This window comes from Bacillus sp. PK3-067, from assembly GCF_056738645.1.
Window position 1 is genome coordinate 4,019,915 of record NZ_CP096490.1, and the last position, 21,666, is coordinate 4,041,580.

22 protein-coding genes and 1 riboswitch are annotated in these 21,666 nt (G+C 33.4%); of the genes, 9 read left to right on the forward strand and 13 right to left on the reverse strand.

Translation table 11 applies throughout. The features are described 5' to 3' along the window. Window positions 1-28: 28 nt before the first annotated feature. Together M1D73_RS20535 and M1D73_RS20540 are read right to left on the reverse strand one after the other, a co-directional pair. Window positions 29-178: a hypothetical protein gene (locus tag M1D73_RS20535; protein WP_000440540.1), complete on the reverse strand. Its 150-nt coding sequence runs from the start codon at window positions 176-178 to the stop codon at window positions 29-31. 241 nt (window positions 179-419) lie between these two features. Continuing rightward, window positions 420-656, reverse strand: a complete 237-nt coding sequence (locus M1D73_RS20540) for a YkuJ family protein (protein WP_000055151.1) — start codon at window positions 654-656, stop codon at window positions 420-422. 233 nt (window positions 657-889) lie between these two features. Between M1D73_RS20540 and M1D73_RS20545 the strand changes: the two genes are divergently transcribed. Beyond that, window positions 890-1,126, forward strand: a complete 237-nt coding sequence (locus tag M1D73_RS20545; RefSeq protein WP_000717873.1) for a glutaredoxin family protein — start codon at window positions 890-892, stop codon at window positions 1,124-1,126. A gap of 83 nt (window positions 1,127-1,209) precedes the next feature. Here the strand turns inward: M1D73_RS20545 and M1D73_RS20550 are convergent, their stop codons facing one another. From M1D73_RS20550 to fadH, 3 genes are all read right to left on the reverse strand, one after another. After that, window positions 1,210-1,698, reverse strand: coding sequence for a DUF3993 domain-containing protein (locus tag M1D73_RS20550; RefSeq protein ID WP_001233804.1), 489 nt, complete (start codon window positions 1,696-1,698; stop codon window positions 1,210-1,212). 182 nt (window positions 1,699-1,880) lie between these two features. Continuing rightward, window positions 1,881-3,098, reverse strand: a complete 1,218-nt coding sequence (locus M1D73_RS20555) for an EAL domain-containing protein (protein WP_000564306.1) — start codon at window positions 3,096-3,098, stop codon at window positions 1,881-1,883. Between the two features lie 255 nt (window positions 3,099-3,353). Next, window positions 3,354-4,118, reverse strand: coding sequence for a 2,4-dienoyl-CoA reductase (gene fadH, locus M1D73_RS20560; protein WP_000660913.1), 765 nt, complete (start codon window positions 4,116-4,118; stop codon window positions 3,354-3,356). A 232-nt stretch (window positions 4,119-4,350) separates the two neighbouring features. Between fadH and M1D73_RS20565 the strand changes: the two genes are divergently transcribed. Both M1D73_RS20565 and M1D73_RS20570 read left to right on the forward strand, forming a co-directional pair. After that, the gene (locus M1D73_RS20565; protein ID WP_002026257.1) at window positions 4,351-5,208 is read left to right on the forward strand and encodes a metallophosphoesterase; all 858 of its coding nucleotides are present in this window, start codon (window positions 4,351-4,353) and stop codon (window positions 5,206-5,208) included. Window positions 5,209-5,305: 97 nt separating this feature from the next. After that, window positions 5,306-5,542: a hypothetical protein gene (locus M1D73_RS20570; protein ID WP_000283738.1), complete on the forward strand. Its 237-nt coding sequence runs from the start codon at window positions 5,306-5,308 to the stop codon at window positions 5,540-5,542. A gap of 161 nt (window positions 5,543-5,703) precedes the next feature. Here the strand turns inward: M1D73_RS20570 and M1D73_RS20575 are convergent, their stop codons facing one another. Together M1D73_RS20575 and M1D73_RS20580 are read right to left on the reverse strand one after the other, a co-directional pair. Then, entirely contained in the window at window positions 5,704-7,812 is a 2,109-nt protein-coding gene (locus M1D73_RS20575) for a polyphosphate kinase (RefSeq protein ID WP_000421678.1), read from the reverse strand. Between the two features lie 109 nt (window positions 7,813-7,921). Continuing rightward, entirely contained in the window at window positions 7,922-9,496 is a 1,575-nt protein-coding gene (locus tag M1D73_RS20580; protein WP_002198132.1) for a Ppx/GppA family phosphatase, read from the reverse strand. A 141-nt stretch (window positions 9,497-9,637) separates the two neighbouring features. On the opposite strand from M1D73_RS20580, the gene M1D73_RS20585 reads away from it, so the two are divergent. Further along, window positions 9,638-10,096 carry a YkyB family protein gene (locus tag M1D73_RS20585; RefSeq protein WP_000804864.1) on the forward strand — a complete coding sequence of 153 codons (459 nt, stop codon included), beginning with the start codon at window positions 9,638-9,640 and terminating at the stop codon, window positions 10,094-10,096. A 31-nt stretch (window positions 10,097-10,127) separates the two neighbouring features. Here M1D73_RS20585 and M1D73_RS20590 read toward each other — a convergent pair whose 3' ends face one another. Together M1D73_RS20590 and M1D73_RS20595 are read right to left on the reverse strand one after the other, a co-directional pair. After that, window positions 10,128-10,790, reverse strand: coding sequence for a YkyA family protein (locus M1D73_RS20590; RefSeq protein ID WP_000922498.1), 663 nt, complete (start codon window positions 10,788-10,790; stop codon window positions 10,128-10,130). A gap of 614 nt (window positions 10,791-11,404) precedes the next feature. Beyond that, a complete protein-coding gene (locus M1D73_RS20595) occupies window positions 11,405-12,058 on the reverse strand; it encodes a diguanylate cyclase domain-containing protein (RefSeq protein WP_063220780.1) in 654 nt (217 codons plus the stop codon). A 163-nt stretch (window positions 12,059-12,221) separates the two neighbouring features. Between M1D73_RS20595 and M1D73_RS20600 the strand changes: the two genes are divergently transcribed. Continuing rightward, window positions 12,222-12,455 carry an SPP1 phage holin family protein gene (locus tag M1D73_RS20600; RefSeq protein ID WP_000939448.1) on the forward strand — a complete coding sequence of 78 codons (234 nt, stop codon included), beginning with the start codon at window positions 12,222-12,224 and terminating at the stop codon, window positions 12,453-12,455. A 31-nt stretch (window positions 12,456-12,486) separates the two neighbouring features. On the opposite strand, the gene M1D73_RS20605 is transcribed toward M1D73_RS20600, so the two are convergent. Then, window positions 12,487-12,987, reverse strand: coding sequence for a hypothetical protein (locus M1D73_RS20605; RefSeq protein ID WP_000708120.1), 501 nt, complete (start codon window positions 12,985-12,987; stop codon window positions 12,487-12,489). A 411-nt stretch (window positions 12,988-13,398) separates the two neighbouring features. On the opposite strand from M1D73_RS20605, the gene M1D73_RS20610 reads away from it, so the two are divergent. From M1D73_RS20610 to metE, 3 genes are all read left to right on the forward strand, one after another. Further along, window positions 13,399-14,940: an MDR family MFS transporter gene (locus M1D73_RS20610; protein ID WP_000449912.1), complete on the forward strand. Its 1,542-nt coding sequence runs from the start codon at window positions 13,399-13,401 to the stop codon at window positions 14,938-14,940. 89 nt (window positions 14,941-15,029) lie between these two features. Further along, a complete protein-coding gene (locus tag M1D73_RS20615; protein WP_000062067.1) occupies window positions 15,030-15,587 on the forward strand; it encodes a PadR family transcriptional regulator in 558 nt (185 codons plus the stop codon). Window positions 15,588-15,784: 197 nt separating this feature from the next. Further along, window positions 15,785-15,972, forward strand: a riboswitch (cobalamin riboswitch). Window positions 15,973-16,100: 128 nt separating this feature from the next. Continuing rightward, a complete protein-coding gene (gene metE, locus M1D73_RS20620; protein ID WP_001007608.1) occupies window positions 16,101-18,389 on the forward strand; it encodes a 5-methyltetrahydropteroyltriglutamate--homocysteine S-methyltransferase in 2,289 nt (762 codons plus the stop codon). Between the two features lie 38 nt (window positions 18,390-18,427). On the opposite strand, the gene comJ is transcribed toward metE, so the two are convergent. Together comJ and nucA are read right to left on the reverse strand one after the other, a co-directional pair. Then, entirely contained in the window at window positions 18,428-18,817 is a 390-nt protein-coding gene (comJ, locus tag M1D73_RS20625) for a competence protein ComJ (RefSeq protein WP_000424030.1), read from the reverse strand. 36 nt (window positions 18,818-18,853) lie between these two features. After that, entirely contained in the window at window positions 18,854-19,288 is a 435-nt protein-coding gene (gene nucA / locus M1D73_RS20630) for a DNA-entry nuclease (RefSeq protein WP_000811494.1), read from the reverse strand. Window positions 19,289-19,514: 226 nt separating this feature from the next. On the opposite strand from nucA, the gene M1D73_RS20635 reads away from it, so the two are divergent. Beyond that, a complete protein-coding gene (locus M1D73_RS20635) occupies window positions 19,515-20,264 on the forward strand; it encodes a DUF3967 domain-containing protein (RefSeq protein ID WP_000388471.1) in 750 nt (249 codons plus the stop codon). A 38-nt stretch (window positions 20,265-20,302) separates the two neighbouring features. Here M1D73_RS20635 and kinB read toward each other — a convergent pair whose 3' ends face one another. After that, window positions 20,303-21,577, reverse strand: a complete 1,275-nt coding sequence (gene kinB / locus M1D73_RS20640; protein WP_000420370.1) for a sporulation sensor histidine kinase KinB — start codon at window positions 21,575-21,577, stop codon at window positions 20,303-20,305. Window positions 21,578-21,666 lie beyond the last annotated feature (89 nt).

The window sequence follows — 21,666 nt, forward strand, 5'->3', positions numbered from 1 at the left end:
ATGGGACAAAAACTAAAATTATAACTTCCTATCCTTTATTCGTTTCAATATTTCGAATTACAAAGTGACAAACTTGGCACGTATAAATTACATTTTGATTAGATTGAGCCGTTAATACATGAATAATCTCAGCAGAACTTTGACAATTAGGACAAATCACAACTGGTAAACGTTCCATACGATAACCTCCTAGTTATATTTCTCCCGCTATTTGCAAAACCCAGCGATAGTGAGAAGTTTAGCTTCACATATTCACCCGGTTGACGGGACTAATTATCCACATGGATAAGCAAACTTGCACGGATTAAATTTTCATTTTAATACCATTGTAGGAAAAATAAAAAACTTCTATACATTATGCTAGAAAGTAATAGAACTAAAAAAGGTACTGCCATGTGGCAGTACCTTTTTTATATGTATCAAGAAATGATATCGTAAATCTCAATTGCAACCATGTCGATATTATCGAATTGATATACTTGAGGTTTTTCACCTTGTTGATACACTTCTAACTCATACATTTCACTTTTATCGAAAAATTTCACGCTACATTTGCGCTCACCGTTCACTTCAAAATAGCGTTGTGCTACTTCACCGCTTTCAGCTTGTTCTTGTAGACTAACAAGTCGAGTTAAAATTCCTTGGAGTAGAGACATGAAATCTCTCCTTTCTCTGATCTTCCTACCAATAGGTTTTACAGCTATACTCATTCTATCCGTCATAACAGAAAAAATGTTCCACACTCTAGGATAAAGGTTATTGGCCAGAAACTCAACTAAAAATTTGTCGAAATGCGAAGGAAAAAACAGAAAGAACATATTTCTCCTTCATTATTGCGGTTTTTATACTGGAAGAATATAATAAAAAACAGAAAAAAGGAGGAATTACAATGAAAAAAATTGAGGTTTATACACAACCCGATTGTCCGCCATGTGTTATTGTAAAAGAATTTTTGAAGCATAATAACGTTGCATATGAAGAATTTGACGTAAAAAAAGACGCTGCTGCTCGCAATCGTCTTTTAAACGACTATGATTCCTATTCAACTCCAACAGTCGTAATTGATGGCGAAGTAGTTGCAGGTTTTCAAATTGAAAAGTTACAACAACTACTCAATATAGAATAGGAATAGGAATAGGTAAATACCTATTCCTATTCTTATCCCGCTGTTTGTAGGTAGTAAAACTCCCACTAATTAAAAGTTTCACTTTATAATTGTTGCAATCTTTTTATTTCAGTTAAAAGTTCCTGACTTTCATGATATCCTGCTAACTTCCATTTATCTTGATCCCTTTTCAATGTTACAATTTGATATTGTCCACTTTTTGTCCGCTCGTATACATATAAATTTTTATGTTCTTCATCATACGACATTTTCGTTTCTGAATTAAAAGAAAACGGTGCTTCTTTTGCCGGAAGTAAATATTCACCACTTTGTTTATCACTTCTGCTATTTTCATCTGTAAATACTTGAAGGAAATTATCTGTAAAATACGGTGATAACGTCTCTATCATCTTATTCATCGGCAAATGCTTCCCACGAATTGAAAACTGGGTTTCATAGCCTTTTTGTATCGTTGTAAATACTTCTTTCCGATCGACTTCCACTTCCTCTTTTCCTAAAACAGTCGTAACACTATAACCAACTAGAAAGGCAACACATACAAATAGAACAAGCCATATTCCATATTTCCTCATTTTTTCACCTTCCTTTTAAAAGAACTTGTCTTTGTAGTATTCATTGTAACAATGATTATGCAAAGAAAGGACAGATTTCGTTCGTAAAATCTTTACAACGATAGACAGCATTTTCATCACCATTTTCACTATTACCAATTTATGATAAAAACAAACAAAAAATGCACGAATCTCTTCGTGCATTAAAATAAAACATCTTCTTCATATAAATATTCATAAGATAAATCTATAAATAAAAAGTTGTCATCATCAATCGGGAAAGAAAATGTTCGTACCATTTCTCCCGTTTCAATATCTGCATATAAATCTGAAAGCCTCGCCTTATTCTCAAAACGCATTTTCATTATATTCTCGAGAAAATACGGGCGCCAGCTCCAGTTCTTCATATAATAATCCGGCATCACAATCCATTCTCCATCTTTTTTCATAACATTTCCTGATTGTTGGAAACCATCTTCATTACAAATAAATATACGAAAACTACACTGTGATACACTTTGACTAAATTGTAATAACCAATCATTTATATCTTCATTCTTTTTTTGTTTTGATAAAACATCGCCAATGCGATCGCGTAACATCTCTGTTAAATTATAAATTTTTTGTAACTTCTTCTTTTCATGCTGAATAAACTGATGACATTCATTACCTAGTCGCTCTTTCAAAACATTCGTTTCAATAAAATCAGGTAAACATTCTTTTAAATAATTACCTTGATAATATCTTCCACCGTTCTTCCAAGCATATTGCAGTTGATAAAAAGCATCTATTTCTTCATATAATAAAGTTGCACCAATTCTTCTAGCAAGTAATGATAAAGAATATAAAATATCTTGATAAGATTGTAAAAGTGCTGTTTGCCTTAAGTTCGTTAAATCTACTTTTAAAATATCAGGTGCTAACACGCTAATACGCTCTAAATTACTTGTACCCGTTCCGACTTTATTAATCGAAATTTGAATACCATATGTACGATAATACATAAGCAAATGATTAAATTGCTCTATATCTTCTTTACATTCATGCTCTGTAATCTCTAAAACAATTTGTTTTAAATTTAAACCTTGTTCTTCATACCTCAATAAAAGTTGAAGCAAGCTTTCATCATCATCATTCATTAATACATTAGCATTCCGATGTATAAATAATAATAATTTTTGATCGCTTTCTAAATAACGATTTAAAGCTTTTTCTACTATAATATTATCCGCTTCCAGTTGAAATTCACTTGGAATCGAATCATCGTGAAAGAAAGAAGCTAAACTTTGTATGCCCTCTTCTGTTTGAATACGTCCTACTACTTCATATCCAATTACAGTATGCTCATCAGCACTAAAAATAGCTTGATAATAAGGAAGGACTTTATCCAAGTTACTCATTACATCTAATGCATCTATCAACGTGCTTCCCTCCCTTTACTTTTCAAAAATTATAACATGATATTTACGGAAAAATAATAAAAAATCCCTTCAGTTTTCCTGAAGGGATTAGAGGGGTAAAATGCTAAGGGGAATTAGCAATTCTACTATGAAGAAAAAAGAGGTCTTAAATATAACGTATATATGACCTCTTGTAAACACTTTTCTTTCATATGTCACAATTCCGTCACATTTAACCGTAAAAAAATGAATCAAACATTCATTTTTTTATCCCTTTTAAAATGGATATTGATGTAAATGTTGTCCTCCATCCATTGTCATGCAAGTTCCATTTATGTACGCAGCTTCATCTGAGCATAAATAATAAGCTAGACCAGCGATTTCTTCTGGCGTACCCAGCCTTCCAAGCGGAACACTTTGTATCGTACGCTTAGCCATTTCTTCTGAAATCCATAATTTATCAGCACCGCCCGTACGTTCAATTGGTCCTGGAGCGATAGCGTTAACTCGTATTCCATATTTACGTCCCCACTCAACAGCGAGCGTCTTCGTCATCGCTAATACTCCTGCCTTCGCTGCAGCCGAATGAATAACTCCTGGACCTGCATCCCATGCATATGTTGCTACCATGTTAATGATATTCCCTTTTATACCTTTTTCAATCCAATATTTTCCGACAGCATGGCTACAGTAAAATGTACCGTTTAATACAATATTAATGACCGAATTCCAGCCATTCACGGATAAATCTTCTGCTGGACAAATAAAGTTTCCAGCTGCATTATTTATTAAAACATCAATTCGACCAAACTTCTCATCAATCTGTTCAATCATTTTCTGAATGTCATCCGTATTTCTTACATCCATTTGTACAGGTAATACTTGCCCTGGAAATTGTTCAATTTCCAACTTTGTTTCCTCTAGTTTTTCTTTTGTACGTCCTGTAATAACAACTCGTGCCCCTTCTTTTGCAAAGCGAGTCGCCATTCCTTTTCCCATTCCACTCGATCCACCTGTTATAATAACTACCTTTTCTTTCACATACATCCCCTCCAAAAAAATGAATACACATTCATTTTATCACTTTATTTAATAGAAATCTTTATATTTTTAAACTTTTCTGATATTTTAATGTAAAGAACTTTCTTTTTATTCATTTTTTTCGTAATCTATACTAATTTTTTATTATGTAAAGTATATTTTTAAATAAACTGAAAGGAGATTTGAGTAGCCTGTAAATGGAATAAAAACATTGAGGTATACTCATATTTTTATGACGCACATTACAAGAAGAAATTTTTTAAAAATTGGTATGCGTACTTGTCTCTATTCATTTATAACCAGTGGCATCGGATACTACTATGCTAAATATATAGAACCCCATTTCATTTCTTTTACACAGCACACATTAAAATCACAACTCATCCCAAAAAGTTTTCATGGTATGAAAATTCTTCAATTCAGCGATTTACATCTCGGATACTATTTCTCGCTTCAACATTTATCTCAAGTTGTTTCTAAAATTAATGCTGTAAATCCAGATATTGTCCTTTTTACCGGAGATCTCATTGATAATTATCAAACGTATACTGACACTCCTTTTGTCGCGTCCATTTTAAAAAATATACAAGCCCCCTTCGGTAAATTCGCTATTTATGGTAACCATGATCACGGTGGATATGGAACTGAATACTATGAGCACATCATGCGTGAATCAGGATTTGAACTATTGCTAAATAGTAAAAAAAGAATTCGTCTAATGGATAATAGTGAAATTTCTATTTTCGGTCTCGATGATATACTACTAGGCAAACCAAAAATAGAGAAAACATTACAACATGCACGGCAAAATACTTATAACATCGTTCTTGTTCACGAGCCAGATATCGCGCCGCAAATTTCCAAATATCCAATCAACTTGCAACTTTCTGGTCATAGCCATGGCGGACAAGTACAAATTCCTTTTTTAGGGGCTATTATTACACCATCACTCGCCAAAGACTATATTGAAGGCTTCTATACGATGCAGGATTTAACTCTCTATGTCAATCGAGGCCTCGGAAGAACACGTGTCCCATTTCGTTTCATGTCAAAACCTGAAATCACAATTTTCACACTCCAACATTCGTAATAATTCGCCTATTTTCTTACATATCCTTTCTTGTACGCGCTCATCCATGTTTCGTTTACCATATGATAAAAGTGAGTCCAATAAAGGAGGTATGTTCATGTATCCATATTATCAACCAATTCCAGTCCGTTCAGCACCTATTGGTCCAGTAGGCGACTCACGCTTCTTCCCGTTTTTTGGCGTTCCCTTTCTAGCTGGAATTGCTGGTGGATTGCTCGGCGGAGCATTAGCTTTCGGCCCTCGACCATTTTATCCACCTTATCCACCACCTTTCCCGCCGCCAGCACCTTATCCTTGTTACGGTGGACCATGTCAGCAACCCTACTATTACTAGGTTAAAGTAACGATTCTTTCAAATATTATTCTCTCAACGAGCCATCTCATTACACGCTTATAATAAAACTATTGTTTCTACTCATCCTTCTATTTTTGGAGCATATGAGTAGAAAAAAGTAAAAACCTCTTATGGACATAAGAGGTTTTTACTTTTTTTCATTATTCAGCGTCTGTATTTTGATACGCCATCTTAAACAACTTCACTTGGCTATCAATTTCTTCTGTACTACCATTAATAACATAATAGTAATCACCATCTTTATTTTGTTCACGTGTTTTCACATTATCAGCTAATATAAGCTGTAAAATCGCCTTAATTCGTGCCTTCATTTCAATATCTAATATCGGGAAAGATATTTCCACTCGCTTCTCCATATTTCGCGTCATCAAATCAGCTGAAGATAAATATATTTTCTCCTCCCCATTATGATGGAAATAATAAATACGGCTATGTTCTAAATATCTTCCAACAACACTAACTACACGAATATTTTCACTTACATTTGGAATACCAGGTCGTAGGCAACATGTTCCTCGAACAATGAGCTCTACCTTTACTCCAGCTTGTGATGCTTCGTACATTTTTTTTATTAACGGTTTATCTGTTAATGAATTCATCTTAGCGATAATATATCCATTTCCATATTGCCTATGATAACGGATTTCTTCATCTATTAAATCCATAAATTGCTCTCTTATATCAAATGGAGCAACCGATAAATGATGAAAATGTGGCTTTGTTGTATAACCACTTAAATAATTAAAGAAATTGGTTGCATCGACCCCAAAATCTTTTCTTGATGTAATATATCCAAAATCAGTATATAACTTCGCTGTTGCATCATTATAGTTCCCAGTTCCGAGATGTACGAACCTTTCGATTTTTCCGTTTTTTCTCCTTACAACTAGCGTAATTTTACTATGTGTTTTCAAGTGACTGACACCGTAAATAACATGACAGCCTGCCTGTTCCAATTCTTTAGCCCAGTGAACATTGTTTTCTTCATCAAACCTTGCCTTTAATTCAACTAATACCGTCACTTGTTTTCCCTTTTCAGCCGCTATCTTTAACGCCTGAATAATCGGTGAATCACCACTTACACGATATAACGTTTGTTTAATCGCAAGTACATTCGGATCGTCTGCCGCATCACGGACAAAATCAACTACCGGCTGAAATGATTCAAAAGGATGATGTAATAAAATATCATGCTCAATTGCTTTTTCAAATACATCTTCTTCATCACCTAAATCTTGAGGCGGTTGCGGAATAAGAGCTGGATATACAAGATGTTCATATAAAGGAGCTAGTTTTTTATATAAAGAAAACAAACATGTTAAATCTAATGGGCCATCCATTATATATACATCTTCATCTTTTACTTCCAGAACCTCATATAATAACGCTAATACTCTTTCATCAATGTGTTCTTTCCCAACTTCTAAACGTACAGCAGCCCCCCACTTACGCTTTTTTAATTCTTTTTCAATTACCTTTAATAAATCTCTCGCACCTTCTTCATGAATCGTTAAATCTGCATTGCGTGTAATACGGAAACGAGTAACAGATGATACTGTATATCCCGTAAATAATTTATGAGTAAAGCTACTAATTACGTCTTCTAATAAAATAAATTTATGCTTTTGCCCTTCACTCGGTAAAATTATGAAGCGCTCAAGTAATGAAGGAACTTGCACAATCCCTAACTTCGTCCTGTTTTCTTCTTCTGCTTGCTTCTCATCATATAAAAGAGTAGCCAAATTCAAACTTTTGTTTAATAACATTGGAAATGGGCGATATGCATCAATAGCTACAGGAGTTAACACCGGAAAAATTTGCTCGTCAAAATACTCTTCTATAAATTCTCGCTGCTCTTTCGTCAAATCATTGAATGTTAAACGTTCAATTCCCTCTAACTCAAGCGCTGGTAATACATAATTTTTAAATGTATCATATTGTACTGTCATTAGTGCATGGGCTTTTATCGCAATTTTATTTAATTGCTTTTTCGGTGTTAAGCCAGCTTTATTTTCTGGTTGATTAAATCCAGCACTCACTTGATCCTTTAATCCCGCTACACGTACCATAAAAAATTCATCTAAATTCGAACTAAAAATACTAATAAATTTCAATCTTTCCAAAAGTGGATTATTTGCATCTTGCGCTTCTTGTAAGACACGTTCATTAAATGCTAACCAACTTAACTCTCGATTATTGTAATAAGCTGTATCATTTAAATTTACTGCATTCCCCTTCAATAATTCCATTCTCTTCACACTTCCCCTTGAAACTTTTTTACTATAATTTAGTTAATTTCATTTTATCAAATTACAATATTACAAAGTGTAAATTTTTCGTAAAGACATCCGTACAACCCTAATGTTTTAGTTCAAATAATAAATTAATATTCGTTTTTAATACTCTTTCTAACTGTTTTTTTTGTTTTTCAGCTTGTACTTTTTCTGCTAATGCCGATTGTTCACATAAAACTTTAAACGTTAATCCCTCTTCGCTTTCTGTTATAGATATGGTATCAATAAGCGATCGTTGCCTTACATTTAAAGTAGCTGAAAATTGTAAAACAGCTCCTAACAGGCGGATTTTTTTTTGTTCGCTTTTATCAAACCAACCTTCAAATGGAGATAAATGTTGTTTAAATAACATTTTTGATTTATACGATGCAATAAGCGCTAGCCTTACTCGATCTTTATGCATCATGCCATCAATTGTCTTATTCGCTAATAAATAAAACGTATGTAAACGGCTTGCTTCTTCGTCTATATATTTGCCTATATTAAATACTTTCGCAGCTTGATGGAACACTTCCCAGTCTTTTACTGACATAGAAATAAGCCCTATTTCCTCAAGTTGTTTGCAAATTAGTCTTCCATGTTTAATAAGTTGAATAACAAATTCCATGTCCATTTCGTATTCATGTGATAGTAAATGCAAACTTTCTTCAACTACGTTCGGATAATATGAAATCCCCAAATCTTTTGTCAACTCTTCATAGAAAACACCTTCTCTTAACCCTTTTCTACTTAATACAAATGCCGGTGCCTCTATAACATGAACAAGTGTATGAAATACTTCAACCGCTGGAATAATCGTATCTGCTCGATCTTTTGCTAATCCTTCCAATTTCTGAAGTTCTATGAACGACAATTTTTCCAATTCCTCTTTTACACTTTCAACATCTTCTTCTTTCATCTTGTATAAATGTAATCCTGCTATAGGATAACATATTAAATTTTGATGGATTTTTACTAAGTTCCTAGCACTACCACCAATTGCAATAAGAGGCAATTTCTTATTGATTAACCATGGTAACGTTCGAAATTGAAACTCTAAATACTGTTGCATTCCCTCTAACTCATCTTTAGTAGGAATATCACCTTTAATAAATTGTTGCTTTAAAGAAAGTGCCCCAAAAGGAAAACTATGGTACTCTAAAATCTCTCTATTTCTAAAGTATGTAACTTCCGTACTTCCCCCACCAATATCTACCGTTATTCCTTCTGAAAACGATGTAGAATTCATAACCGCCAGGTATCCGTAACGCGCTTCCTCATACTCTGATAATACTCTAAGAGTAAAGTCCGTTTGTCCTTCAACAAGCTTTTTAATTTCCTCTTGATTCTCCGACTGTCTAATTGTTGCTGTTGCAACACAAAGTACATGATGCAACTGATGGAATCTTGTACTTTCTTGAAATTGAAATAATGTCTGTAATAATACTTCTATTCCCTCTTCATTCAATACACCATCAATTAAGTAATTCCTTAACCTAGCAACAACTTTCGTATTTTCAATCTCTTTATAAAAACCTCCATTTTGCTTTTCATAAATAACTAAACGCATTGTATTAGATCCAATATCTATAATGGCATACTGTTGTTTTAATATTTCTTTCAAACTTCTCACTCTTTCATTATCAAATTTCAAAAACATATTCTATTACTATTATACAAAATAGTTGTTTTTTGTAACAATATTGCTTTAATATTGAAAATATATACAATCACTTTTTGCGTATAATAAATACCTATTTTATTTATGGTATAATAATGAAAAATTGAAAGGAGATTCAATATGAAACCTTCACAACCACAATCTCAATTACAAAACCAACATTCTATTAATCGACTAGCTCAATCTATTTTCGTTGTGAATCGTCATGCTAAAGCAGCTACTAATCCTAAATATTTATACTGGTTAAAAAAGACAGCTTTAGAACGTTTGATTGCTGAAAAAAAAGCAATTAAAGAAGGATTGCATTTTTCTAGAAACCCACGTTTTAGCCAACAACAATCTGATGTCCTTATACGTTTAGGCGATTATTTTTTCCACATCCCTCCTACGAAAGAAGATTTTCGAATTCTACCGCATCTTGGTCATCTTGAATCCTCCTATCGAAATCCGAAAACAACCTTATCTTTAACAGTAGCAAAAAAAACACTTCAAGATTATATTGGTCCTGAAGCATTAAAACAAGAAAAAAAATTAAGTGAGCCTGTTCCATGGTATAGTCGTACTTATACAAAAAAATAAAACAGTTTGGCCAAGTGTAGGCCAAACTGTTTTATTTTTTCTCTTCTTTAATTTTAATATTTGCTTGTTTATAAAAAGCTACTTTTTCTGTATTATAAGACTTTGTAAATTCATTAAATTTATCTTTTTCTGACTCAATATCCTTATAAGATTGATTTACTACTTTTACTTTTTCACTAATATCTTTTAATTTAGTACCTTTATCTTGTAACATTGTATATAACTCTTTTTCTTGTTTTAAAGATTTGTTATAGCTGTCATACATTTTATTAAATGAATCGTGGCGTTTCTCATACGTGCTTTTCACTTTATCAGCTTGATCTTTCAATTTCTTATCTTCAATTTTCTTCACATACTTATCAGCTGACTTCACTTCTTCTTGCGCTTTATTTAAAACTTCTTTTTCTTTTGTAAGCACTTTTTCTCGTTCAGTTGTATTTTTCACTGCTTGATTCAGTTTTTCTTTAACAGTTTGATTATTATCTTTTCCTTCTTGAACAATCTGGTTATATAATTCTTGTCCTTCTTTCTCTAAAGTCTCAAGTTTTTTTGCATCTTCAAACATTGTTTTTTCTTGTTTAGCAGCGTTTTCAAACGCTACATATAATTCTTCTTCTGGTTTCGGACCGAAACAACCGGCTAATAAAATCATTGATAATGTAGTTACAATTGCTAATTTACTATATTTCAACATCTCTTCCTCCTACTTATAAACGACCATCGTGTAATATAAAAAAGTTATAAAATATGTAATTGTTCTATACACTCGCATCTTTTTTACGAAGATCATTAATATTGTTTGTACAAATTATTACTTGATATTACATTATTCTTTTTGAATTATTTAGCAATTCCATATCCATTTTTAAGTATACTACTTCGTGTTTTTTAAGGCCTGTTCACACTATGTATTACTTTAATATCCACGGAATTTCACCTCAGTCTTAATAAGACTATAATAGTTCACCTGATAAAAGGTGATCGCTCCGCTCTCACGTCTATCATTCCCTTTCCAGCTTTCTATCAATTAATCTCTTTGTTCATTTTACACAGTACAATCGATATCTCGCAACAACTTACAAATATTCTTTTCATTTCCTAAAAAGGAAAAGTGTAGAGCTTGCTTTCCTCTACACTTTTAAAATAAAACACACTGTGCAAATTGCATTGGCACTACCATCATAATTATATGCTTATTTCATATATTTTTAAAGACTTTTATTACAAATGTGGCGTTTTTTTGTAATAAAAGTCAAAAAAATGTTACAAATAAAACATCTTCCTATCATATATCTTCAAATCAAAGCTTCACTCATTTTCTTGCAAATTTCTATACTGGTACAATTGATTTTGCGACTTTCTCAACAGTTCTTCAAACGTTTTTCCTTCTACTGGATAGCTAGCTGCTCCAAATAAAAGAGTGATACTGAGTAAATCACCTTCTATTTCACTTTCAATATTTTTCATTAATCGTTTTGTTATTGTTGATGTTTCATGACCATTATCAATTGCTACAATAACGTACTTATTTTCATCCCACTTTGTAACAACATCGCCCTTCCGAATTGTCTTTACAATGGTACTCTCTAATTTTTGTACTAACACTCCCAACTTTTTTTCTTGCAACGTGTCTTTTAACCCTTCCCATTCTTTTACAGAAAGAATGTACACTGTAATATTACGAGAATCTCTTTCAGATAAAGCAGCTACTTTCCCAAAAAAATCAACAACAAAATCATTGCTTGCCATTCCTCCTACTTCCATACCCATACGCTCGTTTGTTCTTTTATCGTACCAATGTCCAAAATAATAACTTAGTATCATTTGCAATATATAAATAATAAAGACGGTATAAAATGATCGTGAATCCAGTTTTGCAATTACATCCTGAAGTGCAATCCATTCTGTAACTGCCACAGTATTGCCAAGCAATAATCCACTAATTTTCCCTTTATGTTTCATACTTTTCCCCCTTTTATACCAATATATGTTTCTATATCAATAATGTTTTTCTACAAAATAAAAAATGTACATATGCAATGTACATTTCTGCTTAAGCTTGTATACCTTTTCTACTCTATTTCATATATATAATATATAACTTTTATAGAAAGGAGTAATCTATATGCTACAAAAAGAGAATCTATCAGATGCTATGCGTTTGCTAGCTGGTTTTCTATTATCATTAAAATTATTATTTACCTCTTTCGGGATACACTTTATTACAAACGATCAAATCGACGCTATTGTTAATGTTGTTTCATTTTTATTTATTCTATACTTTGGCTACAAAAATAACTATGTAGGAAAAAAAGGAATGGAGCAAAAGAAAATACTCAAAAAACACAACCTTCACTAAAAAAGGAACCTTTTGTACAGGTTCCTTTTTATCATTGACGCACAACAACTTCATTTGTTTGCAGTGGGCCATATGATATCTCTTTATCTTGAAATGTATATGTAGCCTGAAAGAATGTTTGTTTAAGAGCTTTATCTTTATTAGCTTTTATTTTACAACGTAGTTCCACCTTCTCATTCGGTAACAAATCATCAATTCGCCATCTAACAAGCTGGAATAAAAACTCACTTATCCCCTTATCAACTTTTAAAGAATTAGGAATATAAGCAAAGTAATCTCGAATCATATGACTTACAACAACTCTCGAAATCATTTCTACCCCTTTATTTTCCACTTCAATTCTCATAATAAGTATGTCGTTTACATCGTAGGTCAATTCATACGAAAATTGTTCTGTATACATACTACCAATTTGTAATGTAACGGCTACTTGAGGAAATTCGTTTTCCTTTTTCGATCCGTCAATCCACAATACTGGTTGTAGCGGTATTGAATACTTTCCTGTATCCGAAATTCGTCCCCATATTTTCATAATATATATTCACCTCATTTCAGATGTAACATACACACAATGAATTCCCCAAATTCCTAAAGCTTGCTACAAGCAATGTTTAATATTTCTCTTCCTTTTATCCTATTCGACAATATGAAGAAAAAACCATTTTTCATCTATTAACAGAAGGTGTTCTTTATGGAATTTTTTTACAATTTACTTCATTCCCTTCATAGCAATATTCGTATGGCTCACTCGTTCTCTACTCATACGAAAGAATATTTTGACGGAAGAAAAAATTTGCCTTATAGTCAAATTTGACTATAATATTCTTTATGGCATATAAGTGCACTTATGGAAAAGAAATTAACATCAACTATACATTTAAATTTTTTATCCACTGCACTCAAAATTTAATATAGTTTACTTATTTCTAAAGGAGGGTTATATTTGGAAACTCAACCATTAAAAAAAGAAGCCAACAAGACAAAATTTGTTGTTGCTGGTTTACTGCTTGGTATATTAATGGCCGCAATGGATAATACAATCGTTGCAACCGCAATGGCAACAATCGTTGGAGACCTGGGAGGATTTGATAAGTTTGTTTGGGTCACATCAGCTTATATGGTAGCAACAATGGCAGGGATGCCTATCTTCGGGAAACTTTCTGATATGTACGGGCGGAAACGTTTTTATATTGGTGGCCTCATTCTTTTCTTATTCGGTTCTGCGCTCTGCGGAACAGCTTCAAGCATTGAGCAATTAAGTATTTATAGAGCTATTCAAGGGATCGGTGGTGGTGCCCTTATGCCTATCGCCTTCACAATTATGTACGATATCTTCCCACCAGAAAAACGCGGGAAGATGACAGGACTATTCGGTGCCGTTTTCGGGACATCTAGTGTATTCGGTCCTTTATTAGGTGCTTATATTACAGACTATATAAGTTGGCATTGGGTCTTCTATATCAATATTCCATTAGGACTTATCTCCTTTTTCTTCATTACTAAATACTACAGTGAGTCTCTAGAATTTAGAAAACAAAAAATTGATTGGGCTGGTGCTATTACACTTGTCATAAGTATCGTTTGCTTAATGTTCGCATTAGAACTTGGTGGTAAGGAATATGCCTGGAATTCTACTGTAATTATTGGCTTATTTACAACAGTAGTTATTACGCTTATTATTTTCTTCTTTGTAGAACGAAAAGCAACCGAGCCTATTATTTCATTCCATCTATTTAAAAAACCTTTATTCGCAGCTAGTCAAGGAGTTGCCTTTTTCTATGGTGCCGCTTTCATTATCTGTACAGTTTATATTCCAATCTTCATTCAAGGCGTCCTTGGAGGTTCCGCCTCTAATGCTGGATTAATTTTAACACCAATGATGGTTGGTTCTGTAATTGGAAGTCAAACGGGAGGACAATTAGCTTCTCGAACAAGCTATCGTAACATTATGATGGTATCTGGTGTCTTCTTCGTTCTTGGTATTTATTTATTAAGTACTTTAACAATGGACACACCTCGTTTACTCGTAACACTATTTATGATTCTCGCTGGGCTTGGTGTTGGTTTCTCATTCTCAGTATTAAGTATGTCTTCTATTCACAAGTTGGAAATGCGGGACCGTGGTTCGGCGACATCAACAAACTCATTCTTCCGATCACTCGGTATGACTCTTGGTGTAACGATTTTTGGTACAATTCAAAATCATATTTTTACAGATAAACTAAACTCTGTATTCCCCCCTGAACTAGCAAAATTAGCTCCAAAAGGCGGAGACACAAGTTTCTTATTATCACCAGGCGCTACCGCAAAAATTCCTGCTGAAATATTAGCGGGTATTAAGGAAGCTCTCGCTACATCTATTGCGAACACATTCTTCTGGGCACTCATCCCGGCTGTACTAAGTATTATTTGTATTTTACTTATGGGAAATGAACGCCTCTTTACAGGCCCTAAAAAGAAAGAAAAACAAAAGCAAGTTAGTTAATATAAAAAAGAAGCGGCATATCCCTTTATGAAAAAGGATATGCCGTTTATAATATGGATAAAGTTTTTATATACAGGAGTTGAGACAGCATGAGCATGAAATTAGTCATTCTCGGCTTGCTACTCGAAGGAGATAAACATCCATATGAAGTGCAGCATATTATGAAAGAACGACAAATGGATTGTTACATTAAATATGCTAAAGGATCACTTTATTACGCCTTCGAGCAATTAGAAAAGCAAGGGGCAATTCATATTACAAGTGTAATTAGAGACACAAATCGACCTGACAAAACGATTTTTCATATAACAGAAGAAGGCAAAAAACTATTCCACACTTTACTATTAAAACAATTCGAAGCCAAAAACCAAATATATAAACCTATTTATTCAGCCTTATCTTTCGCTCACTTTAGCAATGATCACGAATTAGTTCCTATTTTAGAAAAAAAGAAAAACGATACTCTTCAATATTTACATACTATGCAAACGATATATGATTGTAATAAAGGAAAGGTTCCACGTGCACAACTATATATTTTGCAAAGTGTAATTGAGCATATTACAGTTGAATTACAATGGCTAAACACCCTCCTTAAAGATGCTATAGCAGGCCGACTTTCAGAAGTTGCTATAGATGAAGATTGAGCTATGAAAGAAGACATCCCTACTTCTTTCATAGCTCAATTTCTCTTTTCATACTGTAATATTATTCGTTACTCCAGAATACAAAAAGTCAGAATACTAAGAAATAAAAACTTTAGAATTTTCTTATTTTAAAACAGTAGACAAAATTCCAAAAATTATGTTAAAATTTGTTTCAATATCATATCGCTTGTTAAATTCCTTTCAAAAGGAAAATAGGTACACGAAAGTTTTGTTTCGTGTTTAAAAGGGAAGCTTGGTGAAACTCCAACACGGTCCCGCCACTGTAAATGCTGAGATTTCTTTTTGGTGCCACTGTGAAAACGGGAAGGTAAAAGAAATTATATGAAGCATAAGTCAGGAGACCTGCCTGTTTTAACAACACTGATAGATTCACGGATGATGATGAGGTGTTAAAACAAAAAGGAAGGCTTATTTTCTATGTCTTTGTACTTTTTGTTATAGGTATTTCCTAGTAAACGGAAATGCTTACTTTCAATTAGGGAGGAATTTAAAATGGCAATTCAAACAAGTAACTTAGGTTATCCACGTATCGGACTACAACGAGAGTGGAAAAAAACATTGGAAGCTTTTTGGTCCAATAAAATCGATGAAGAACAATTTTTAACAACAATGAAAGAAATTCGCCTTCAACACGTAAAAGTACAGCAAGAAAAAGGGATTGAACTCATTCCAATTGGCGACTTTACATATTATGATCACGTTTTGGATACTGCCTATATGCTAGGATTTATTCCATCACGTTTTTCTGAGTTTACATCTTACCTTGATGTATATTTCGCAATGGCGCGTGGCTCTAAAGATCACGTAGCTTCCGAAATGACAAAATGGTTTAACACAAACTATCACTATATCGTTCCTGAATATGAAGAGGGATTACAAATCTCTTTAAAAGATAATCGTCCACTTCGCTTATACGAAGAGGCAAAACAAGAATTAGGAGTAGATGGAAAGCCTGTTATTTTAGGACCATATACTTTCTTAAAATTAGCTAAAGGCTATACACAAGAACAATTTCCTACCATTTTAAAACAGTTAGTTGCACCTTACGTACAACTGCTTTCAGAACTACATGCAGCTGGTGCACCAGCCATTCAAGTTGATGAACCGATTTTCGCTTCTTTAACTAAAAAAGAAGTTCAACAAGCAAAAGAAATTTATGAAGCTATTCGTAAAGAGGTTCCAAATGCGACTCTTCTTTTACAAACATATTTTGATAGCGTAGAAGAAAACTATGAAGAAATTATTACATTCCCGGTATCCGGTATTGGATTAGATTTCATTCATGGTAAAGAAGGTAATCTAAATGCTATTTCAAAATATGGATTCCCAGCTGATAAAACTTTAGCTGTCGGTTGTATAGATGGCCGTAACATTTGGAGAGCTGACCTTGATGAAGTTCTTGAGTTATTTACAACGTTACAAAAACAAGTCCAAACGAAAGATATCATCGTTCAGCCTTCTTGTAGCTTATTGCATACACCAATCGATAAAACAGAAGAAACTCACTTATCGACTGAGCTGTTTGATGCGTTAGCATTTGCAAATCAAAAATTAGAAGAATTAGTTCTTATTCATTCCGCTCTCACTCAAGGTACAGAAAGCATTAGTAATGAGCTGGAAACATATCGAAACGTACATCATACAATTCGTTCATCTGCTGCACGTAACCGAGAAGATGTCAAAGCAGCACGAACAGCACTAAAAGAAGAAGATTTTTCACGTCCTCTTCCATTTGAAAAACGATACGAATTACAACAAGTTGCTCTAGAGTTACCGCTATTACCAACAACGACTATTGGTAGCTTCCCGCAAACAACTGAAGTTCGTCAAACGCGAAAAGAATGGCGTAACGGTGTTATTTCAAATGAACAATATGAACAATTTATTGAAAAAGAGACAGAAAAATGGATTCGTTACCAAGAAGAAATTGGGCTTGATGTCCTTGTACATGGTGAATTTGAAAGAACTGACATGGTCGAATATTTTGGTGAGCGCCTTGCTGGTTTCTCATTCACTAAAAACGGTTGGGTACAATCATACGGTTCCCGCTGCGTAAAACCACCTGTTATTTATGGTGATGTAGCCTTTATTAACGGCATGACTATTAAGGAAACAGTTTATGCGCAAAGCTTAACAGAGAAAGTTGTAAAAGGAATGTTAACCGGACCTGTTACAATTTTAAATTGGTCCTTCGTTCGAAATGATATTCCAAGAAAAGAAGTTTCGTATCAAATTGCACTAGCTCTTCGTCACGAAATTGAACTACTTGAATCTTCCGGAATTAGAGTAATCCAAGTCGATGAGCCCGCACTTCGTGAAGGAATGCCACTAAAAGAAAAAGATTGGGATGCTTATATTACATGGGCAGTACAATCCTTCCTTTTAGCAACTTCTTCTGTAGCAAATGAAACACAAATTCATACTCATATGTGTTACAGTAACTTCGAAGATATTGTTGACGCGATTCGCGCATTAGATGCAGATGTAATTTCTATCGAAACATCAAGAAGTCACGGAGAATTTATTGATACATTAAAACATACAACATATGAAAAAGGCATCGGCCTAGGTGTATATGATATTCATAGCCCACGTGTACCGAGTAAAGATGAAATGTATAAAATCGTAGAACAATCTTTAGAAGTATGTGATCCTAAATATTTCTGGATTAATCCTGATTGTGGTTTAAAAACGAGAAGAACAGAAGAAGTTATTCCAGCTTTAGAACATATGGTGCAAGCAGCGAAAGATGCTCGTTCCCTTTTAAAAACAAACGCATAACAAAAATGGGTTATCCTTTTCTCAGGATAACCCATTTTTTATTCTTTACTTTCAAAAAAGAATTCATATTGTATTTTATATAATTCATCATCCGTTGGCTCTTCAAGAGGAATTGCTTGTAATACAACTGTATACTCACCATTTGGAATAGGTATTTGAAATTTATTAGAAAGAATACTCGTTATAACGATACTTTCATTTTCAACTGTAAAAGGAACCGTAATCGTTCTAACTACTTCTTCTTTTTCAATATGTTTCCCTGGGGTCACTTTCACTTCACAAGTATAATCAGAAAGTGCTTCAAAAATAACAGTTCCATCTGCCTTAGCATAACCTCTTTCAAAATCTTCATCAGTCCAATCTACATAAGGCTGCTCACCGTCATAGTTCATCAACATTAATTGCGAATAAGAAATCGTTAACTCCATAGTTCCCCTTCTCCTTCATTATGAAATATACAACTACTACTTCACTTCAAATTTTACTCGCGTACCATCTGGGTATTTATCTAACTTATTCCCTACCCAAGAACCTGCTCCGCGGTTATCCGCCGGACTTATATATTCAATATGTGCTCCTTTTCCGCCTTCCTTGCACATCGCCATTGGCCATTCATCACGATCATACCCTTTTTTTGATGGATATGGTGCTAACGACAATTTCCTTCTATCTGCAGCACCACCACGATCGATTGTACAAACTTCTGAATGCCCTTCTTTTATAGCATCCGTAATATGTTTTCCTGTCTCTGGATAACGTTCTTTCGGAAATTCTAACACTTGATCATACGTATTCGTTTTCTTTACACTTGTTTCCTCTGGCACAAGTACTTCATAAACTGCTACTAAAATAGACAGAATTGCGATAATTGAAATGATAATACCTTTTAATTGCTTCATGTATACCTCCATGTTTCTACCAGTTTCTTTTCCTCCGTTATTATAACAAACTTCTCCTGTATATGTTTTCAGACATTATTTTAGTTATTCCTTGCCATTCCGCCAAAAATTTTCATTTTTTCACTAATGCTGTAGAAAACTAATAGCCTTCCGACATTCTTTTTCAAAGGAAGTCCTCATAAAAGATTGAAATGATATATACGATACTTTTTGGGGAGGAAATATGATGGAAGCTACCTATAAAACAAAAGATGTCACGAATAAAACAGGCATCCCAAAACATATAGTTCGCAAATATAGTCAACTGTTAGAAGAACATGGTTATATGATTTCCAAAACAGCTGATGCTCGTATTTATAAACTTGATGATTTAAAATTATTGAAATCTATACACGAAAGAGCTGCTACATTACAAGAAGATATTTCAGAAACGATACCGATTATTTTAAAAGAAAAAGAGGCCCCACCTGTACCAGTTATACAAGATAAGCAAGAGATACAAACGAAAGAAAAAGAAGATGGGCGTAACTTTGAGGAGTTCATGTTAAAACTTGAAATGCTAGCTCAATTAAATGAGGCAATTATTCATCAAAATTCTACTTTAATTACACAAAATCGTTTAAAGGATGAGAAACTAGACGAATTGATGCAACAAGTTTATGTAAAAGAAGGCTCTCAAGAAAAAATGCTTCAAGAGTTAGTCGATCACGCCGCTCAAACAGATGCACTGCAAAAAGAAAAGATGGACTTATTAATGAATCATATGTATAAACGAGAATCCAAACAGGAAGAAAAAATGAATAAACTTGTTAGTCAAATTTATAATAAAGACAGTAACCGTGATGCACAGCTTATGCAAGTTATTCGAGAAATTCAAGAAACAAAAAGAATGGTTGCTGCCTCAAAAGAGCAAAGCTTCTTTCAATCATTTAAAAGTTTATTTAGCCGAGCAAAACAAGAAAAAACAAATGAATAAACAATATAAAATAAAAAGTTACCTTTCATCGGTAACTTTTATTCCTTATTTTGTACAGCTGGTAATATAATAATTGCTTCAGTGCCTTTTCCACTTTCACTCTTATATTCCAATGTACCATTATGCGCTTGTAAAATACTAAATGTTACCATAAGTCCTAATCCTGTCCCTTTTTCTTTTAAAGAATAATATGGTTGCCCAAGCCTTGCTAACTGTTCATTCGTCATACCAACACCACTATCTTTAACTCTTATTATGATTGTTTCGTCTTTTTGAATAGCTGTTACTTTTAAATATCCTTTATTTCCTTGAATTGCTTCAATACCATTTTTAACAACATTCATAATAGCTTGCTTCAATTTTGTCTTATCACCAATCGTATAAAGACTTTCTGAAATTTCAACTTGTAAATATACACCTTGCATCGCTGCAAATGACGACATGAGAGTGGTCATTTCTATTAATTGGGCTGATAAACAAATGTGTTCTTTTTTCTCAATTTGCGGCCTTGCTAAATTTAAGTAATCTGAAATAATTTGTTCCGCCCGATCCAATTCAGCTAATACGAGACGCATATAATCCTTATTCTTCACATCTTCCGTACTTTCTAGCAATTGGATAAATCCACGAACAACAGTTAGTGGATTTCGAACTTCATGTGCCACACTTGCTGCTAACTCACTTACAATATTAAGCTTTTCTGATTTTTGCATCTCTGTACGTAGCAATGCATTTTCATTTAAATATTCAGTTAAATACACCTGAAATACCATTGTCATGACCATGATAAGCGAGGCAAATATAAATCCGCTATATATTTGCGAAATATACGGTGTAAATCCTGTTTCCAAAAGAACATTAATCATGCCTAATACTAAAGAAACAAGCACATAAAATGATGAAATCATAAATGCTAAAATTAATTTCTTATCCCTTGAAAAAAGAGACCATTTCTTTGATAAAAATAGCGGAACTATCAATAAAAATATTACTTCTAAAACTGGAAGAAAGCTCATTCCCTTTAGTAACCATTCATATGCAACAAAAATAACCGCTGGGATTAAACCAACAATCCCACCATATAAAAAACCACTGACAATTGGAATGGGGTGAAAGTTATACCCACACACATTGCCAAAACAAATAGAGTATGTCATGGAGAGAACGAGCGTAACGCTAGATAAAAACATAATAAAGTAACGATTTGGCTTCGGAGGCATTTCTTGATAGCGATTTAAACGAATCGCTTCATATAAAAATAGTGGCAAAATTATGATGGCAATTTGAATCAATAAATCACGGATAAGCTCCATAACCTCTCATCCCCTATATGTATTTTGATATGATTATATCATTTTATAGGTGTATTTGTTTTAAAATTTTGATTTTTCTTAACATATTT

What these genes read in the sequence shown, in the direction of transcription:
- M1D73_RS20535 (WP_000440540.1), bottom strand. Translation starts at nt 178, where the DNA reads ATGGAACGTTTACCAGTTGTGATTTGTCCTAATTGTCAAAGTTCTGCT.
- M1D73_RS20540 (WP_000055151.1), bottom strand. Translation starts at nt 656, where the DNA reads ATGTCTCTACTCCAAGGAATTTTAACTCGACTTGTTAGTCTACAAGAA.
- M1D73_RS20545 (WP_000717873.1), top strand. Translation starts at nt 890, where the DNA reads ATGAAAAAAATTGAGGTTTATACACAACCCGATTGTCCGCCATGTGTT.
- M1D73_RS20550 (WP_001233804.1), bottom strand. Translation starts at nt 1,698, where the DNA reads ATGAGGAAATATGGAATATGGCTTGTTCTATTTGTATGTGTTGCCTTT.
- M1D73_RS20565 (WP_002026257.1), top strand. Translation starts at nt 4,351, where the DNA reads ATGACGCACATTACAAGAAGAAATTTTTTAAAAATTGGTATGCGTACT.
- M1D73_RS20570 (WP_000283738.1), top strand. Translation starts at nt 5,306, where the DNA reads ATGTATCCATATTATCAACCAATTCCAGTCCGTTCAGCACCTATTGGT.
- M1D73_RS20575 (WP_000421678.1), bottom strand. Translation starts at nt 7,812, where the DNA reads ATGGAATTATTGAAGGGGAATGCAGTAAATTTAAATGATACAGCTTAT.
- M1D73_RS20580 (WP_002198132.1), bottom strand. Translation starts at nt 9,496, where the DNA reads ATGTTTTTGAAATTTGATAATGAAAGAGTGAGAAGTTTGAAAGAAATA.
- M1D73_RS20585 (WP_000804864.1), top strand. Translation starts at nt 9,638, where the DNA reads ATGAAACCTTCACAACCACAATCTCAATTACAAAACCAACATTCTATT.
- M1D73_RS20590 (WP_000922498.1), bottom strand. Translation starts at nt 10,790, where the DNA reads ATGTTGAAATATAGTAAATTAGCAATTGTAACTACATTATCAATGATT.
- M1D73_RS20595 (WP_063220780.1), bottom strand. Translation starts at nt 12,058, where the DNA reads ATGAAACATAAAGGGAAAATTAGTGGATTATTGCTTGGCAATACTGTG.
- M1D73_RS20600 (WP_000939448.1), top strand. Translation starts at nt 12,222, where the DNA reads ATGCTACAAAAAGAGAATCTATCAGATGCTATGCGTTTGCTAGCTGGT.
- M1D73_RS20605 (WP_000708120.1), bottom strand. Translation starts at nt 12,987, where the DNA reads ATGAAAATATGGGGACGAATTTCGGATACAGGAAAGTATTCAATACCG.
- M1D73_RS20615 (WP_000062067.1), top strand. Translation starts at nt 15,030, where the DNA reads ATGAGCATGAAATTAGTCATTCTCGGCTTGCTACTCGAAGGAGATAAA.
- metE (WP_001007608.1), top strand. Translation starts at nt 16,101, where the DNA reads ATGGCAATTCAAACAAGTAACTTAGGTTATCCACGTATCGGACTACAA.
- comJ (WP_000424030.1), bottom strand. Translation starts at nt 18,817, where the DNA reads ATGGAGTTAACGATTTCTTATTCGCAATTAATGTTGATGAACTATGAC.
- nucA (WP_000811494.1), bottom strand. Translation starts at nt 19,288, where the DNA reads ATGAAGCAATTAAAAGGTATTATCATTTCAATTATCGCAATTCTGTCT.
- M1D73_RS20635 (WP_000388471.1), top strand. Translation starts at nt 19,515, where the DNA reads ATGGAAGCTACCTATAAAACAAAAGATGTCACGAATAAAACAGGCATC.
- kinB (WP_000420370.1), bottom strand. Translation starts at nt 21,577, where the DNA reads ATGGAGCTTATCCGTGATTTATTGATTCAAATTGCCATCATAATTTTG.